Origin of the sequence: Aeromonas sp. 600886, from assembly GCF_049174935.1 — a bacterium.
GTDB classification, from domain to species: Bacteria; Pseudomonadota; Gammaproteobacteria; order Enterobacterales; family Aeromonadaceae; genus Aeromonas; species Aeromonas veronii_A.
In genome coordinates, this window is record NZ_JAAKUB010000017.1 from 91,646 (window position 1) to 108,909 (window position 17,264).

The 17,264-nt window shown below is 59.0% G+C and carries 14 protein-coding genes; 3 read left to right on the forward strand and 11 right to left on the reverse strand.

The window, feature by feature from the left end; all coding sequences use genetic code 11:
* Nucleotides 1–365 precede the first annotated feature (365 nt).
* Complete coding sequence (locus tag G5179_RS14065; RefSeq protein ID WP_421258578.1) at nucleotides 366–1,499, forward strand: GGDEF domain-containing protein; 1,134 nt, start codon at nucleotides 366–368, stop codon at nucleotides 1,497–1,499.
* 92 nt (nucleotides 1,500–1,591) lie between these two features.
* Here the strand turns inward: G5179_RS14065 and G5179_RS14070 are convergent, their stop codons facing one another.
* The 8 genes from G5179_RS14070 to G5179_RS14105 form a co-directional block, all read right to left on the reverse strand.
* Entirely contained in the window at nucleotides 1,592–2,926 is a 1,335-nt protein-coding gene (locus G5179_RS14070; protein ID WP_421258579.1) for an MFS transporter, read from the reverse strand.
* 27 nt (nucleotides 2,927–2,953) lie between these two features.
* Nucleotides 2,954–4,474, reverse strand: coding sequence for a signal transduction histidine-protein kinase/phosphatase UhpB (gene uhpB / locus G5179_RS14075; protein ID WP_421258580.1), 1,521 nt, complete (start codon nucleotides 4,472–4,474; stop codon nucleotides 2,954–2,956).
* Nucleotides 4,471–5,061: a transcriptional regulator UhpA gene (gene uhpA, locus G5179_RS14080; RefSeq protein ID WP_005334071.1), complete on the reverse strand. Its 591-nt coding sequence runs from the start codon at nucleotides 5,059–5,061 to the stop codon at nucleotides 4,471–4,473. Before uhpA ends, uhpB begins: the two co-directional genes overlap by 4 nt.
* Before the next feature lie 192 nt (nucleotides 5,062–5,253).
* Nucleotides 5,254–5,649 carry a nucleoside diphosphate kinase regulator gene (gene rnk, locus G5179_RS14085; RefSeq protein WP_005334070.1) on the reverse strand — a complete coding sequence of 132 codons (396 nt, stop codon included), beginning with the start codon at nucleotides 5,647–5,649 and terminating at the stop codon, nucleotides 5,254–5,256.
* A 245-nt stretch (nucleotides 5,650–5,894) separates the two neighbouring features.
* Entirely contained in the window at nucleotides 5,895–6,632 is a 738-nt protein-coding gene (locus tag G5179_RS14090; protein WP_158111102.1) for a substrate-binding periplasmic protein, read from the reverse strand.
* A gap of 82 nt (nucleotides 6,633–6,714) precedes the next feature.
* Nucleotides 6,715–7,401, reverse strand: coding sequence for a hypothetical protein (locus G5179_RS14095; protein WP_167566591.1), 687 nt, complete (start codon nucleotides 7,399–7,401; stop codon nucleotides 6,715–6,717).
* Between the two features lie 72 nt (nucleotides 7,402–7,473).
* Complete coding sequence (locus tag G5179_RS14100) at nucleotides 7,474–8,865, reverse strand: alkaline phosphatase (RefSeq protein WP_042655860.1); 1,392 nt, start codon at nucleotides 8,863–8,865, stop codon at nucleotides 7,474–7,476.
* Between the two features lie 11 nt (nucleotides 8,866–8,876).
* Nucleotides 8,877–10,274, reverse strand: coding sequence for an alkaline phosphatase (locus tag G5179_RS14105; RefSeq protein WP_005334065.1), 1,398 nt, complete (start codon nucleotides 10,272–10,274; stop codon nucleotides 8,877–8,879).
* A 323-nt stretch (nucleotides 10,275–10,597) separates the two neighbouring features.
* Here G5179_RS14105 and ylqF point away from each other — a divergent pair, with 323 nt between their 5' ends.
* A complete protein-coding gene (gene ylqF, locus G5179_RS14110) occupies nucleotides 10,598–11,548 on the forward strand; it encodes a ribosome biogenesis GTPase YlqF (RefSeq protein ID WP_421208174.1) in 951 nt (316 codons plus the stop codon).
* Nucleotides 11,549–11,702: 154 nt separating this feature from the next.
* Here ylqF and G5179_RS14115 read toward each other — a convergent pair whose 3' ends face one another.
* The 3 genes from G5179_RS14115 to dinG form a co-directional block, all read right to left on the reverse strand.
* The gene (locus G5179_RS14115; RefSeq protein WP_421258581.1) at nucleotides 11,703–12,599 is read right to left on the reverse strand and encodes a histone deacetylase; all 897 of its coding nucleotides are present in this window, start codon (nucleotides 12,597–12,599) and stop codon (nucleotides 11,703–11,705) included.
* A gap of 99 nt (nucleotides 12,600–12,698) precedes the next feature.
* Nucleotides 12,699–13,358: a DUF2057 family protein gene (locus G5179_RS14120; RefSeq protein WP_421254841.1), complete on the reverse strand. Its 660-nt coding sequence runs from the start codon at nucleotides 13,356–13,358 to the stop codon at nucleotides 12,699–12,701.
* Nucleotides 13,359–13,500: 142 nt separating this feature from the next.
* Nucleotides 13,501–15,573: an ATP-dependent DNA helicase DinG gene (dinG, locus tag G5179_RS14125; protein ID WP_421173160.1), complete on the reverse strand. Its 2,073-nt coding sequence runs from the start codon at nucleotides 15,571–15,573 to the stop codon at nucleotides 13,501–13,503.
* Between the two features lie 395 nt (nucleotides 15,574–15,968).
* On the opposite strand from dinG, the gene G5179_RS14130 reads away from it, so the two are divergent.
* The gene (locus G5179_RS14130) at nucleotides 15,969–17,018 is read left to right on the forward strand and encodes a porin (protein WP_421258582.1); all 1,050 of its coding nucleotides are present in this window, start codon (nucleotides 15,969–15,971) and stop codon (nucleotides 17,016–17,018) included.
* Nucleotides 17,019–17,264 lie beyond the last annotated feature (246 nt).

Consider the following 17,264-nt stretch of genomic DNA (forward strand, 5'->3'; position numbering starts at 1 on the left):
TGAAAAATGTACCAAAAACAGATTGTGTCAGAAGACTCAACAGGTTAGAGACATTTATTGCTCATGGCTTCATTCATAAAATCACACGAAAACAACATATCTATCTAATTGAGTGGGTTCAAGCCCAAATTATCCCCAAGACATTTTGTTACAAAGTCAGGGCGCCGCTTGCGACTCTTATTGAGTTATTGGGCTCCGTAAGAGGCTTTTTATGGGGTTAATACGAATACGCATTGGTGGGATATCACACGCATTGCTCTGTTTGTCAGCAAACGAACGGGCTTTATTGTGAAAACCATCAAGTCGCACTGGGTCTTGGCAAACGCTTCTCATATACTCAGTTACCCTCTCTGTATGGCTTTGGTATGGACGCCTCACTACTGCTTAAGCTGGATATTTTTACCTTGATGATCATGGCCTTGTGTGGCTATTGTCTCGGTTTCCTCACTCTTACCATCATTCGCGTTACCCACAACGATATTCCCGGCGTCGGGGTCTGGTGGTGGTCCAGTCTGTTTGCCATGCTGGGTCAGGCGGGATTTGCCAGTCTGCTGCTGACACCCACCCCCTATGGCTCCTGGGTGGGTAATGTCTTCCTGATTTTTCATGTGTCGTTATTGCTGGTCGCCCAACGCTGTTTCTTCCGTCAATCGCCGGGCTGGCCTGTCTGCTGGGGATTCATCCTGCTGTTTGCCGCCATCATGACCTGGTCGGTCGCCATCGATGGCCGGATTGCGGTGCGAGTGATGATCAGCAGCGCCACCTTCCTCATGCTCAGTTCGCTCATCATCTGGCAGCTCTGGCGTCACGGCCGCCCTGATTATCAGGTGGCAGTCTGGGTGCTGATTGGCCTCAATCTGGTGCTGATCGCCATGACCCTGATGCGGATGTTTACCGTGTGGGGCGAGGTGATCGAAAGCCCGTTCCAGCGTCAGCTGTTCAACGTATTGCCCTATGTCTCCATGCTGGTGGGTAGCTCCATGCTCACCTTCGGGGTGCTGCTGCTCTGCAACCAGCACCGGGCGCTGGAGCTGCGCTATCAGGCCAGTCATGACCCGCTGACCGGGTTACTCAATCGCCGTGGTTTTATGGAGCGTCTGGCCCGGGGACGCCCTGCACAGCAGGGGGCGCTGGTGGTGCTCGATCTGGATGACTTCAAGCAGATCAACGATCAGCATGGTCATGAGGTGGGGGATCGGGTGCTGGAGCGGGTCGGGTTGGCACTGCGCGAGCTGGAGGGCGTATTGACCAGTCGCTTTGGGGGCGAGGAGTTTGTGCTGCTGTTTCGCCATGCCACCGCAGAGGAGGCGATCGCCCGTTGCCAGTCACTGCGGGTTCAGCTTGCGGCCTGCGAGGTAGATGGGATCCATATCACCGTCAGCATGGGTATTGCTCACTGGCAGGGGGAGTGGCACTTTGACAGCCTGTTCAGCCGTGCGGATGACGCTCTCTATCGGGCCAAGCGGGAAGGAAAAAATCGGGTCTGTCAGGCTGCCTGATGCAGGAATCGGTTCAGGAATAAAATCAGGGCACGGTGATCCGCGCCCTGTTTGTTTCTGCTTGCCGGATATAGCTCGTCAGCTGCCACCTGCTACTCTGCATTCGTTTGAGCGGCTCTCGGTGCCTGCGCCTTGAGGAAGGGGAGCAGCAGCAGGGCCGAAACGCCTGCCGCCACCGAGATCACTACGAAGAAGCCGTTCCAGTGCCAGATCTCCATCACCTTGGCCAGCGGATAGCCCGACAGCGCCGCCCCCATGTAGGCGAACAGCCCGACAAAGCCGGTGGCTGCCCCTGCTGAATTTTTGTGGGAGCACTCCGCTGCCGCCATGCCGATCAGCATCTGGGGGCCAAACACGAAGAAGCCGATGGTAAAGAAGCAGGCCGCCTGCATCACATAGCTGAAGAAGGGCATCAGCCAGAGTGACCCCACCGCCAGCAGGATCCCCACCGCAAAGATGAGGTTCATCGGGCCACGGTTGCCGTTGAACAGCTTGTCCGATCCCCAGCCCGCCACCAGGGCGCCGATAAAGCCTCCCACCTCGAACATGGAGATAGCCGAGTTGGCGCTCATCAGATTGAAGCCGCGCTGCTCGGTCATGTAGAGATTGCCCCAGTCATTGATGGCGGTGCGCACCACATAGACCAGTACGTAACAGCAGGCGAGCAGCCAGATATAGGGGTTACCCAGCACATACTTGCGCAGGATCTGGCGATGGGAGAGCCCCGCATCCTGGGTCTGCTGGGCCAGCTCCATGGCATCCTTGCGCCACTCGCCTACTGTCGGCAGCCCCATGGCGCTCGGGGTATCCCGCAGTCGCCAGCAGAGGAACAACCCAGCAACGATGGCGATAAGGCCGGGCACTATCATGCCGTAGCGCCAGCCATGTTGCAGGGCGATGGTGCTGACGATAAGGGGGATGAGCGCGCCGCCGACGTTGTGGGCAGTGTTCCAGGCCGACCACCAGACGCCGCGCTCGGTGCGCGAATACCAGCTGGTAAGCAGCTTGGAGCAGGGGGGCCAGCCCCAGCCTTGGAAGAAGGCGTTGGCGACCCAGAGGGCGGCAAACATCCAGAGTGCCGACGAGAGGCCGAACAGTATGTTGATAACGCCGGTGGCCATCAGCCCGACGCCCATGAAGTAGCGCGGGTTGGCGCGGTCACTGATGATGCCGGAGAAGAACTTGGAGCAGCCGTAGGTGATGTAGAACAGGGTCCAGAGCATGCCGATGTCTGACTTGTCCAGCATGTCGCTCGCCAGCATGTCCGGCATGGCGAAGTTGAAACTCTTGCGGGTGAAGTAGAAGACCGCATAGCCCAGATACATGGTCAGCAGCAGATGCAGCCGCCAGTGACGATAGGTGGCGTCGATCTCGGCCTGCTCGCGGATCGGCGGTTGCGCCGGTGCGCTTCTCATAAAGCTCAGCATGGGGCTCCTCCCTGATGAAGGGCGAGGTTACTCATGGCTCTCCTCCCGCTTGCGGCAGGGGAGATTGACCGTCAACTGGGTGCCGTGGACGCATGAGAGCTGCAAGGTGCCTCCCAGCGCCTGCACCCGCTCGCGAATACCGAGCAGACCATAGCCCTGCGCCGCGCGGCTTTGCGGCAAGCCGCGACCATCATCCTCCAGCACCAGCTGCAGCTGTTCTTCACCGTGCCGCGTCCGGATTGTCACCGAGTGGGCGTTGGCATGCTTGACCACGTTGTTGAGCCCCTCCTGACAGACCCGAAACAGGGTGACCCGCTGGGCATCAGAGAGATCGCTGTCCGCCAGCTGCCACTCCAGCCGGGTGACGATGCCGTGGCGCTCCAGCTCCAGCTCTCTGAGCAGTGCCCGTACCGCTTGCTCCAGGGTCATGTCGTCGAGCTGGCGCGGGTGCAGGCGACCGAGCAGACCGCGCACCGCGTCGTAGATGCCAAGGGAGAGGGTATCGATCAGGGCGCTGCTCTGGCCCACACCCGCATTGTCGGGGGCGAGGCGGCGAACAATACCGGCCTGGGTACGAATGGCTGTGATGGTCTGGCCGATGTCGTCGTGCAGCTCGCGCGCCACCTCCTTGCGGATGCTCTCCTCGGTCTCCAGCAGCCGCTCGGTGAGTTGGCGATTGTGGGCAAGCTGGCGGGCCAGCGCCTGATTGAGCTCGCGCTGGCGCTGGATCCCGGCGCCCAGCAGCAGGCCGGTGAGACTCTGGGCCAGCAGGGAGAGCAGCAGATCGAGGGGGTGATCGTGCCAGGCCTGGCTCGCCAGCAGGGCGATGGTGTTCATCAGGGTTGCGAGCAGCGCCCCCTGCCAGCCGTAGCGCCACGCCATGGCGATGATAGGGATGGCCAGACAAAACGGGGTAAATCGCACCAGCGAGTTGGGCAGTCCCAGCTGAAGCCAGAGGCTCAGCACGAATAACAGCAGATACCAGACCAGATGGCGAAAGCGCCAGTCTACCGGCTGATCCACCAGTGCAGGACCGAGCGGCACCCAGGTGGCGCGGGTAAGGTAGTGCCAGATCAGCATGCAGGTGGAGGTGAGGGTGAGCCCGCCGGTGAGGGTGAGCAGCAGGGCCGAGAGGCCATCTTCTCCCGCCAGATGCCAGAGCAGGGATTGCAGCAGGGCTGCCACCGAGACGGTGGCGAGCAGCAACAGCAGTTGCTGCCAGTCGTTGCGCACCGGCTGGCGGCGGGCAATCAGCAGGGGGAGCAGGGTGAGCAGGCTGCCGGTCAGCAACCACTGCCAGTGGGGCAGCCCAACCTCCAGATTGATCCAGTAGAGCAGCCCCCCTTCACAGAGCAGCAGCGGCAGCCAGTAGCGACCGGGACTTTGCAACAGCAGGCCGAGACGCAGGCCGAAGGGGAACAGCAGCACCGCCAGTGCCGGGCCGCCCGCCAGATGCAGGCTGATGCTCCACAGGCAAAACCAGCCGGCGGCAAAGATGAAGCAGGCCGCCAGCGCGATGGCGACATAGCTGGCAAAACGGGAGATCACCAGCTATCCAGCATGCGGTGGGCCAGCTCGACGTTGTTGCTGACCTTGAGCTTGTCCATCAGGTTGGCGCGATGGACGTGAACCGTCTTGGGGGAGAGTCCAAGCTGCTCGGCAATGGCCTTCACCTCCAGCCCCTGTGCCAGCAACTGGGCAATCTCCCGCTCCCGATTGGTGAGGGGATCCCGGCTGCTGCTGGCCAGTTTCTGGGCGATGTCCGGCGTCAGATAACACCCCCCCTGGGCGGCGGTACGCACCGCGGCGATCAGCTCGTCCGGACTGCAGCGCTTGGAGAGAAATCCCTTGGCACCGGTTTGCAGCGCCTGCTCGATGAGGGCGGGGCTGTCGTGAACCGAGAGCATCACTACAGCCAGACCGGAGGGGAGCTGCTTGAGCAGATCCAGCCCCGACTGGTCGGGCATCGAGATGTCGCAGACGCAGACCCTCGCCCCGCTGCCGGGCAGACCGGCAAGGGCGTCGCTGGCGGAGCCGAATTCGGCAACCACCTGCAGATCGGGTTCCAGATTGAGCAGTTGGGCAAAACCGGATCGGACGATCTGGTGATCGTCGATGAGGGCAATTTTTATCATGATGTCAGCCTGAAATTCGGTGCGTCATGACCATGACGCGGCCAACAAGATACCTGCCCCCCGAGTCAGGCTCAAGCAACAGCAGGAAAAGGGGCTAAAAACCGGGGGGCAAGGTGCGCAAAGCTTGATCGGGATCAGCTGGCAAGGGCGAGCAAGCGGGCTGATCAACAGGGGATGACCAGCCCGGGGGACTCAGCGGTGCAGCTCGCCGGCGCGCTCCGGCTGATAAACCACTTCCAGAATTTCGACCTCGATGGTGCGACCGGCCGGGCCCGGCCAGGCGATGCTGTCGCCCACTTTCAGACCGAGCAGGGCGCTGCCCACCGGCGCCAGTACCGAGATGTTGCTCTCGTCGCCCTTGGCATCGCGCGGGTAGACCAGGGTGAGGCAGAACTCGTTGCCGCTGCTCTGCATCTTGAAGCGTACCTTGCTGTTCATGGTGACCACGTCCGGCGGCATGTCGGCCGGTTCGCGGATCTCGGCGCGGTCCAGCTCCTCTTGCAGGGCGAGATGCTGCGGGTGGTTGCCGAGCAGTTGTTCGATACGGTCCAGATCAAGGCTGGAGATAACCAGATGAGGTTGTTTCATAAGATATTCCTTATCAATAGCGGATAGGCCCATACCGGCGGGTGCAGGTTGGCCATCACGCAAAGTGTTACAAAAATGGATTCAACAGGTTCAATCGATTGAAAATGCCATGCCCCCAAGCGACTCGCGGCCGAAGGAGCGAGGCGGGGGCTCAGCAGGGTGTGAGCAAATGCGAGGAAATAGCGAGTATTTTCATGGGGCTACCATAACCATTCTGGCCGGCCTTGGCAACCGTGATTGAGTGACTACTCAGGAACCTGATAGTTGTACTGACGGATGATCCGCGCCAGTGTGCCATCATGGCGCATCTCGTCAATCACGGCTTGCCAGCGACGCCCTTCGGTGAAGGGAAAATCCTTGCTGGCCGCGATAAATAACTGGGTACGCATCAAGGATTCGCCTTTTACTATCTCATCGATGGAAAATCCGCCCGTCTGCTGGTTGTAGAGGATGACGTTCCAGGCTGCGACCCAGGCATCGATGCGTCCTCGTTGCAGTTTGAGGGCATTGAGGTCTTCGGTGGCGACGGTTTGGCTGGCGAGATTCAGCCTCTGCTTGAGCAGATACTGGCCGAAGGAGTGACGCAAGGTGCCCACCTTGAGTGAAGGAAGCGCGTTTATCATGAGCGGGGTGGGATGCTTGTGGCGATTGCTGACAATGAGGAACTCTTCATCAAGGATGGGGGAAACCCAGTAGTAGAGATGCTCCCGTTGAGAGCTGCGTACTGGCGGTATCAGCAGTACATCCTTGCGATGGGCGGTTTGGGTGAGGGCTCGGGCCAGCGGCATCAACTCGATGGTGAGCGGTTCTTTAAGGCGTCGCGCGGCCTCTTCCATGATCTCGATGGCGACACCGCTTGGTTTGCCGTGAGAGGAGCGAATGACGTAAGGGGGCAGCTCGGCCGCCACCAGCACAATAGCCTGGGCACCGGTGTGTACCAGCAACAACAGCAGTGCAAAAAAAGGCAGGCAGAGAGCGCGCATCAAGGTCGTGAGCCAGAGTCGAATATGCAGAGTGTAACATTCCTGCCTGCGTTGTCGTTGGGCTCGCTGAGGGGTTGGGATCTCAGTCGAAGAAATCCCGCAGATCGCGCACTTCGTAATCAGCGAGTTGCTGCCAGGGGAGCTGCGCAGGCAGCTTGCGCAGGGTCACCTCCATCCGGTAGCTGCGATAGCCATCGAGGCTGGCCGACTCGACCACCAGCGGGATCTGCCACTGACTCGACCAGAGAATGCGGGTTCGTTGCTGCCCTTCGCGCTTTTCATACCAGCGGGCCTGCTCGGGGGCGGCCTCATCCAGCGGGGTCATCCCCTCGATCAGCCCCGGGTTGACGAGATGGCGGATCCGCAGCCAGTCGGGCTTGAAGGCCACCTGGCCATATTCTTCCACCGGCACTTCAACCAGCTGGTTGTGCCAGCTGTCGGCATAGCGCAGCTGAAGTTCACCCTCATCACTGCGGCTGACCCAGCGGGCCGCCATCTGGTGGGTAAAGTGCTTGTGGCCGGGCGTGGCGTCGTGAGTGGCGTGATAGGCACGGGCAAGGGGGAGGGGAATGAGCCGCTGGCTCCACACCTGATTGCCCACCCGCAGCCACTTCTCTTGCCAGACACTCTCTCTGGCGATGCCATCGCTGCCGGTGTTCCGGTCGTGATAGCTGATCCGGGCGGCGAGATCCGGGGGCGTGTCGTCAGCATGCAGGGGGAAGGCGAGGGTGCTGCCAAGCAGCCATAACGAAAGCAAAAGTCGCATCATCATCTGTCGCTCGAAAGAGCCGGGGCCCGGGCCGCTGAGTCGATTGCTCAGATGCAACCGGGCCCCTGCTGCTTACAGGCCGAGCGCCTCCCGCAGTTTGCCAAACACCTTGGTGTTATCCAGCGTGCCTTTGAAGCGGTTGCTGCCGGCGCCATCGGCAAACAGCATCACATCGCCGCCGCCGTGGGTTTCCGATGTCAGTTTGACGCCGGTCTCCTGCAGATAGTCATTGGCCATCACCTGATCGCTGGTGAGGACCGGGCGTACATCGGGGCGGTTGGGGCCGTTACCGAACACCAGGGTGGTGAAGGGCTTGCCATCCACGTCGTTCTGGGTCGAGCCATCGCCATTTTTCACCAGATCCAGCACCGGATTGCCCTTGGCGGAGTAGCCGTTAATGGTCATGGTGTGGTCATGGTCGGCGGTGACCACGATCAGGGTATCTTTCAGATCCACCTTGCCGAGCGCCGTCTTGACCGCCTCATCCAGAGCCACTGCGTCGGTGAGCGAGCGCTTGGCGTTGGTGCCGTGCAGGGCATGATCGATACGGCCACCCTCTACCATCAGGAAGTAACCCTGACTGTTCTTGCTCAGCAGGTCGATCGCCTTGGCTGTCATTTCGGAGAGGGACGGCTGGGTATTGGCAGCCCCCTTGGCGACCCGATCCAGCTCGTAGTCGAGGTGGGATTTGCTGCTGAACAGACCGAGCACCTTGCCGCTGGTGACCTTGGCCAGTTCACTTTGGGTGGTGACATAGCTGTATCCCTGCGCCTTCATCTCCGCGGTCAGGTCGCGGTTGTCATTGCGACCGCCCTTGTTGCTGGCGCTGTAGGGGGTCCAGTGGTTGGCACCACCGCCCATCAGCACATCGACCCCATCCTTGAGGGCACTGTTATAGCCAGCGCCCCCAGGAACGGCCTGTGCGGCGATGTCATAAGCTGCATCCCGATGGCAGATGTGGGCGTAGGTAGCCGCCGGGGTCGCGTGGGTCAGCTCGGTAGTGGTGACGGCCCCGACCGATTTGCCTGCCGCCTTGGCCAGCTCCAGGATGGTGGGCACCGGCTTGCCGTTATCGCTGCTGCAATTGTTGACGGTTTTGTTGCCATTGACGTCTTTGCCGGGGGCAACGGCTTTGGTGTCGCTGCTCATGGCGATCACCTCGTTGTTCATCTTGACCCCGGTGGTGTAGGCCGCCATGGAGGGGGCCGAGTCGGTGGTCTGGGCATCGTTGGAGAAGGTCTTGATGCGGGCACTGCGCGGCAGTTTCATCATCTCCAGATTGCCCTCTTCCCCCACCTTGAACAGGCGGGTGGCGGTGAGCACGGTGGGGCCCATGCCATCACCGATAAAGAGAATGACGTTTTTGGCATCACCGGCTTGTGCCTGGGAGGTTGCGCCCAGCGCACTGAACAGGGCGGCGCAGACCAGCGTGTGCTTGATGGATGTGTTCATCTGTTTGCTCATGAAAGTGCTCCTTACAGCTTGGCCGCAGCCTTGATCTTGCCGAACACGGCGGTGTTATCGAGTGAGCCATGGAAGCTGTCAGCCCCCTTGCCGATGGCGCCGAGGAAGACATCGGTGCCGCCGTGGGTCTCGTTGCCGATCTCGCCCACCTTGACCACCACTTCCTGGTGGTAGTCATTGGCGGAGACGGTGGCATCGTCGAGCGGGGCGACGCTGCTGCGCGGGCCATCTACCCGGTTGTAGCCGTTGCCAAAACCTATGATGGTGTAGGGCATGCCCTCGCTATCCTTGCTTGGCTCGCCAGTCTCGTAGTTCTTCACCAACCCGAGTACGCCGGGGTTGTCGGCGGTGGTCTTGCCGGTGCGCTTGGCATAGCCGTTGAGCACGAGCGTGTGGTCGTGATCGGCGGTGACCACGATCAGGGTGTTTTTCAGCTCGGGGTCGCTCTTTTTCACCTCGTCGATGGCGGCTTTTATGGCGTTGTCGAAGGCGATGGTGTCCTGCAGCGCCCGCTTGGCGTTGGTGTCGTGCAGGGCGTGGTCGATGCGGCCCCCTTCCACCATCAGGAAGTAACCCTTCTCTTTGCCCTTGAGCTGCTTGATGGCGGCCAGGGTCATCTGGGCCAGTGACGGCTCGCTGGCGGGACGGTCCAGGTCATATTTCATGTGGCTGGAACCAAACAGACCCAGCAGCGGCTTGCCCGCATCGGCCTTGTTCAGCTCATCCAGATTGCTGGCAAACTGGTAGCCCTTGGCCTGCATTTCGCTGATGAGGTTGCGGCCATCCTCCCGCTTGCCCTTGTCGGCTTTGGGCAGGAAGAAGCTGCTGCCGCCACCGAGCACCACATCCAGTCCCTCCTTGAGGGCGCTGTTGTAGCCTTTGCCGCCCGGTACCAGCTGGACGGCGATATCGGCCTCCAGATCCCGGTTGCAGATATGGGCATAGGTAGCCGCCGGGGTGGCGTGGGTCACCCGGGTACTGGTTACCACGCCGGTACCGCGGCCATCGGCTTTGGCCAGCTCCAGCAGGGTGGTCACCGGCTTGCCGGCGCTCTTGCTGCAGTCGCTCTCATAGGTGGCGTCGCCGTCCATGCTGATGACGCCGTTGTTGCTCTTGACCCCGGTCATGTAGGCCGCCATGGAGGGGGCCGAGTCAGTGACCTGGGCATCGTGGGAGAAGGTCTTGATAAAGGCCGTCTCTGGCAGGGTATCGATGGTGAGATCACCCTCTTCGCCGACACCGTAGATGCGGGCTGCCGTCAGGGTGTTGAGGCCCATGCCGTCACCGAGGAAGAAGATGACGTTGGTGGGTTGGGCTGCGGGCTTGGTCGCCACCGTGTCATTGTCTGATTTGCAGCCGGCAGCCAGGGCGGCGCCGATCATCACTGCAAGTCCTGCCATTTTTCTCATTGGGGTTCGCTCCTTGTAAAACCTGAGCGCAGCCTAGAGGGGGCAGATGACACTTTTACTGACTATCGGTGACGGTTGTGTGAAAAAGTGATGAAAATGTTACACTATATCAATGTGTTATCTATCAATTGAGCCAGTTGGTCCGGTCGCTTCCGGCAAGGTTGCTCCGCCTCGGCGGTTTGCTGATTTGAGGAGGTGATGGTTAGAATGACCTGTCAAAAGAGGCCCGCAGCAGGTAAAATGCGCCCCCTTCGTTCGATGCCCGCGGCAGAGCGCTTGTTGTTCCATGCGCGCGCCCGCAGCCCCCACAGAGAGTAACGGATATGTCCATCAACTGGTTCCCCGGTCACATGCACAAGGCCCGCAAAGAGATTGCCGAGGTCATGCCCCAGGTCGATGTGATCATCGAGATGCTCGATGCCCGCATCCCCTTCTCCAGCGAAAACCCGCTGGTGCCCGAGCTGCGTGGTGATACCCCGGTGATCAAGGTGCTGAACAAGGCGGACCTGGCCGATCCGGCGATCACCGATCTGTGGGTGGCGCACATGGAAAAAGAGAAGGGGATCAAGGCGCTGCCGCTGACGCAACAAGAGCCGGAGAAGATCAAGCAACTGCTGACCCTCTGCCACGAAATGCTGCCGGAGCGCAATTTTGAGCTGCGCGGCGTGCGGGCGATGATCATGGGGATCCCCAACGTGGGCAAGTCCACTCTGATCAATACTCTGGCGGGACGCATCATCGCCCGTACCGGCAACGAGGCGGGGGTGACCAAGTCCCAGCAGCGGATCAAGCTGGATAACAACGTTATCCTGACCGATACCCCGGGTTTTCTCTGGCCCAAGCTCAATCCGCCCTCCTGCGGTTATCGTCTGGCCATCACCGCGGCCATCAAGGACACGGTGTTCGACTATGCCGATATCGCCATGTTCGCCGCCGATTACTTCATCAAGGCCTATCCGGAGCGGATCAAGGCGCGTTACCAGATTGACGAGTTGCCCGAGACCGAGATCGAGCTGCTGGAGATGATCGCCCGCCAGCGGGCGTTTATGCGCAAAGGGGGGCTGGCCGACTTGCACAAGGCGTCCGAGATCCTGATCAACGAGTTCCGCTCCGGCTTGCTTGGCCGCATCTCGCTGGAGACGCCGGAGATGGTGAGCGTCGAGATTGTCGAAGCCGCCGCAGAAGCCGAGCAAAAAGCCAAAGAGAAGGCCGAGCGGGAAGAGGAGCGTCAGGCCCGCGCCCGTCGCAAGTACGCCCGCAAGCGTCAGAGATAATTATCCTCAGGCGTCCCGAGCTTGCCTGACAACGAGCGAGCTTGTGTGACCGAGAGGACAAAACACGAAGAGGCGACCCAAGGGTCGCCTCTTCTGTTTTATCTGGTGAAATGCCGCCCACTCTGATGGGGTGTCCGCGCTATAAGCCATGCCATCAACCAAAACGGTGGAGCGCCGCCTCAAACAGCGACATATGAAGCGGGATCAGCTGTTGCCAGTCGCGGCGATAGCCGCCACCGGGTACAGCGGCGACAGGCAACCCATGCTTGATTGCACAGTCAAATACCATGGCATCGCGCAGGCGCACCCCTTCATCGCTCAGGGAGAGATAGCCAAGCTCGTCGGCATGATGCACATCGACGCCCGCCTGATAGAGGATGAGATCCGGCGAATAGAGGCGCAGTGCCAGTGAGAGTGCCTGTTGCAGTGTGGTGAGATAGGCATCGTCCGTCATGCCGCTTGGCAGCGGAAAGTCGAGGTGAGAGGTGGCTTTGTGATGGGGAAAGTTGTGCTCACCATGGAGGGAGAGGGTGATGATATCGCGCCGTCCAGCGCACAGGGCCGCACTGCCATCTCCCTGATGCACATCGAGATCGACGATCAGCACCTGTTCACAGCGCCCCTCGTCGAGGCAAGCCTGGGCCGCAATCACCAGATCGTTGAACAGACAAAAACCGCTGCCGTGATCCCGGTGGGCGTGGTGGTAGCCACCGGAGATCTGCAAGCCGCAGCCCTGCTCAAGTGCATAGCGGCTGGCGGCAATAGTGGCACCCACCGAGCGCAAGGTGCGCTCCATCAGCATGGGTGACCAGGGAAAACCGATCTTGCGGATGGCGCGCTCTTCAAGTTGGCCACTCAGGGCCGCCGCGACATAATCAGCATCGTGAATGCGACAGATTTGCTCCCGGGTGGCCGACGGCGCTTCGCCAAGGGGGTAACCCTGCACCTGCAAGCGCTCAAACAGCCCCTGATACTTGGCCAGCGGGAAGCGATGGCGTTCGGGCAGGATCAGGGAGGAGTAGAGGGGGTGATAGAAAATATGCAGTGACATCAGGGCATTGTTCCATCGATGCAGAGATGAACCTGGATATGAAAAAGGGGAGCCAGGCTCCCCTTGTCATTCCCGACGGGTCAGGATGATGTTTCCGGATTACTGCTGCTGGATAACCCAGATCTGGAAGGCTTTGCGGGTTTCCGCATCGGCCTTGTTGTACCAGTTTTGCAGCTGGGTCAGGGCTTCCGGATTGCTTTGCGCCTTGCTGGGCGCGGCTTGGGCCGGTGCGCTGGCGGCAGCCATCACGGCAGCAGAGGAGACGGCAACGGTTTTGGGCTGGTTGAAAGCTTTGCCCATGTTGATCAGCTCTTGCTGATAGTCACGGGTCAGCTGGAAGCCCTCTACTTTCGGCATTACGAACTGTTCACTGCTCACTTGCTGGCCACTGACCTTGTCTTTTAGCACCACTTTCTGATCTTTCAGGAACTGTTTGGCTTCTGCTTCATTGCGGGGCTTTTTATAGTCCAGCACCAGCTGCTGATTGTCGGCTGCAGTGAAGTTCAGCACCAGCGGCTCGGCGGTCACCAGCTTGATTTCGTTACGGCTGGAGTAGTTGCCTTCAAAGGCGACGACCAACTGGTGCTTGCCGGCAGAGAGGGGGAAGGTGCTGGTTTTGTCGAGCAGCTGGGGGTTGATGGATTGGCCATCAATCAACTGCACGATGTAAGGGGTGGATACTTCCAGTTTGGCATCAGCCAAGGCGCTACCGGCCCACAACAGACCAGCCAGCGCCGGTACCAGAACAGTCAGTTTCATTTCATCTCCTTGAACAGTCAGGCGATTGCCCACTGAAAACAGGGGCTCATTTTTACAGGTTTGGTCTACTGCGGCAATGGCTCTTTCTGGAGGTGTATGTTCGTGCAGTTGTCAGTTCATTTATCAATAACGGCATGCTTATTTATTCGATCCGCCGTGTAAACGGGGGGAGGGCATCAAGTAACCCCTTGCCATAACGTTTGGTCAGTAGACGTCGATCAAGAATGGTGACCCGCCCCCGATCGGCCTCTTTGCGGATGAGGCGGCCACAGGCCTGGATCAGTTTGCGCGATGCTTCTGGCACCGTCAGTTGCAGAAAGGGGTTGCCGCCTCGCTGCTCCACCCACTCGGCGGTAGCCTCCTCGACCGGTGAGTTGGGCACCGCAAAGGGGAGTTTGGTGATCACCAGATTGGTGAGATAGTGACCCGGCAGATCCAGTCCCTCCGAGAAGCTGCCGGTACCAAACAGGATGCTGGCCTGACCGCCATCGCATTTCTGCTTGTGCAGGGTGAGCAGTGCATTGCGGGAGGCTTCCCCCTGCACCAGCAGTGACAGTCCCTTGGCTCGCAAGCCAACGGCCACCTCATTCATCTGGCGGTAGGAGGAGAAGAGCACCAGACTCGCCTCCTTGCCCGCCAGAATACGTGGCAGCACGCTGATGAGTTCATTGGTAAAGGCTGGTGAGTTGGGTTCGTGCTCCATCTTGGGCAGATAGAGCTCGGCTTTCTGGTAGTCAAAGGGGGAGCGCAGGCGCAGATAGCGGGTACCGTCGTGCTCCTTGAGCCCCACCTGATGGCGAAAATAACTAAAGGAAGAGAGGGCGGTGAGGGTCGCTGAGACCAGTACGGCACCTAGACATTTCGACCAGAGCCACTCCTCCAGCAGATAGCCTACCTCAATCGGTGAGGCGTGCAGCCAGATATCGCCGTCATCGCTCTTGGCCATCCAGCGGGCGAGCGGGGTTTTACCGGTCGGCACATGGCGCCCCAGCATCTCCCACAGGGCGCAGAAACTCTCCAGCCGTTGCAGATGAAAACCGCTCTCGGCCAGCAGGGGTTCGGCCTCCTTGCGGCGGATCTCGCCATCTTTCAGCGCTTCACCTATGGCCCCCTGCATCCGATCCAGCGCCCGCAGCGCCTTCTTGCTCGACTCCTTGAGATTCTCCGCCAGCATGGGTAGGGGATCCGGCAATACCCCTTCGACGAAGCGGTAGTGGGGTTCCGTGCCAAACAGCCGATCGTTGGCGCTGAGCCACTGCTCGACCGCCTTCAGATCGGGCTGGATGGTGGCCAGCGCATCCTGCAGTTTGAGTTGGGGGTCGAGCAGGCTCTCCTTATTAAGAGTCCGCGCCAGCTTGCCTGCACTTTGTACCAGCTTCTCCAGCCAGCGACGCGAGCCTTTGACGCTGGCCGACGCTGCGCCGTGATCCCGGGCGATGGTGGGCAGGTGATGGGCCTCATCCAGCACATAGATGCACTCATCAGGGGGCGGCAGAATGATGCCGCCGCCCATGGTGAGATCGGAGAGCAGTAGCGCATGGTTGACGACCAGCACATCGGCGCTCTCCATGTCGTTGCGGGCGCGATGAAAGGGGCAGTGCTGGTGATGGCTCAGCGCCTTGTTGCAGGTGTGGCGGTCTGCGGCGATGCGATCCCAGCACGTGTCGGGAATGGGCTCCGGCCAGTTGTCCCGATCCCCGTCCCACTTGCCATTGGTGTAGGCCTGCCACAGCGCCTGGTAGCGATCCTTGTCGCTGTCCGATGGTTTGGATTTGCTCAGACTGCCAAAGTCGAGCTCGAAGTTGGCCATCTCGGCGCCACTGGCTGCCTGCTCCAGCAGATGCTCGCAACAGTAGCGTTGACGCCCCTTGACCAGCATAAAGCGAAACGGCAGCTCGCTGTGGCGGTGGTAAAAAGGAAGGTCTTTGTGGATCAGCTGCTCTTGCAGGGCCACTGTGGCGGTGGAGATCACTAGCTTCTTCTGGGTGAGTCGCGCCACCGGAATGGCGCCCTGCGCATAGGAGAGGGATTTGCCGATACCGGTGCCCGCTTCGGCAACCAGAATACGGCGTTGTTTGTCGTACTCGCCGGTCAGGGTTTTGGCTATCTCGGCCACCAGAAAGTTCTGCTCTTTGCGCGGCACAAAACCGGGTAATCCATCCGAAATCTGGCGATAGGTTTGACGAATGGTTGCTTTGAGGCGAGTAGAGAGCATGAAGAGAAGGCCAGTTAGGGGTTAATAGAAGGACAAGGATACCCGCAACCCCTCGGTGAGGTCGAGGCAACAGCCATTATCACGGCAGTTTTACGCTGATCAGACCACTTTGGTTGTTTATCAGGTAGTTAGCGTTATTTGCATGCAAAATAGACTATTTGAGTCCAAATAATCAGCATGATTCATTGTAAACGTTTTCCTTTTACCTTGCCGTCAGGTGAGACTTGGCTCACATTTTTGCCTCCATGACTATGGTTTGCGTAAAAAGTTCCAAGTTTTTTCATTGCGGTTCAAAAAATCCGGTGCTAGTCTCGGCGGCATAGTGATGCAAAGAACATCGCTAACACAGGGAATAACAACAACTTAGTGTTTAATTACAGTAGGCATTGGAAACTATGAAAAAGACAATTCTGGCTATTGCTATTCCGGCTCTGTTTGCATCCGCCGCTAACGCCGCAGTGATCTATGACAAAGACGGTACCACTTTCGACGTATACGGCCGTGTACAGGCTAACTACTACGGTGAGCACGATGATACCGATGGCGAGCTGGTTGGTTCTTCCCGTCTGGGCTGGTCCGGTAAAGTTGCTCTGAACAACACCTGGTCCGGTATCGCCAAGACCGAGTGGCAAGTTGCTGCTGAAAACTCCGACAAGGGCAGTGACGGTAAGTCTAGCAAGTTCGATGCTCGTCATATCTATGCAGGCTTTGACGGCACCCAGTACGGTAAAATCATCTTCGGTCAGACCGACACTGCTTTCTACGACGTACTCGAGCCGACCGATATTTTCAACGAGTGGGGCGATGCGGGTAACTTCTATGACGGTCGTCAGGAAGGCCAGGTTATCTACTCCAACACCTTCGGTGGTTTCAAAGGTAAAGTTTCCTACCAAACCAATGACGACGTAGCGGTCAAGATCACTGACGTTGGTCAGAAGGTCAAAGAAGATGCCATCTTTGGTTCCGACGTTAAGCGTAAGAAAGCTTATGCCGTTGCCGCCGGTTACGATTTTGACTTCGGCCTGGGCTTCAACGCCGGTTATGCCTACTCCGACCTGCAAAACAAAGTTAATGGTCAGACTGGTAAGAAAGACGAGTGGGCTATTGGCGCGCACTACGCTATCAATGGCTTCTATTTTGCCGGTGTTTACACTGAAGGCGAAGTGAAGAACAAGAGCCTGGGTCTGAAAGATGACGGCCGTGGTTACGAGCTGGCTGCTTCTTACAACGTAGATGCTTGGACCTTCCTGGCTGGTTACAACTTCAAAGAAGGCAAGGCCAACGCTCAAGCTGCCGGTTCTACTTACAAGGATCTGGTTGACGAGACCCTGCTGGGTGTTCAGTACGCTTTCACTCCGAAGCTGAAAGCTTACACCGAGTACAAGATCCAGGGTATCGAGAAGCATGACGACGAGTGGACTGTTGCTCTGCAGTACAACTTCTAATAAGTTGAACAAGAGTAATATCCAGGCTTGAGTCTTTGACCAGGCTACAAATGGCCGAGATAATTTCTCGGCCATTTTCTTTTTTGGCGACAGCGGATTGGCGCCATGATAAATCGCCGGATTGCTGTGTTAAGTGATCTTTGGCAAACCATTTGTCTCGGTTAATCTCTCCTGCTTCCTGCTTCCTGCTTCCTGCTTCCTGCTTCCTGCTTCCTGCTTCCTGCTTCCTGCTTCCTGCTTCCTGCT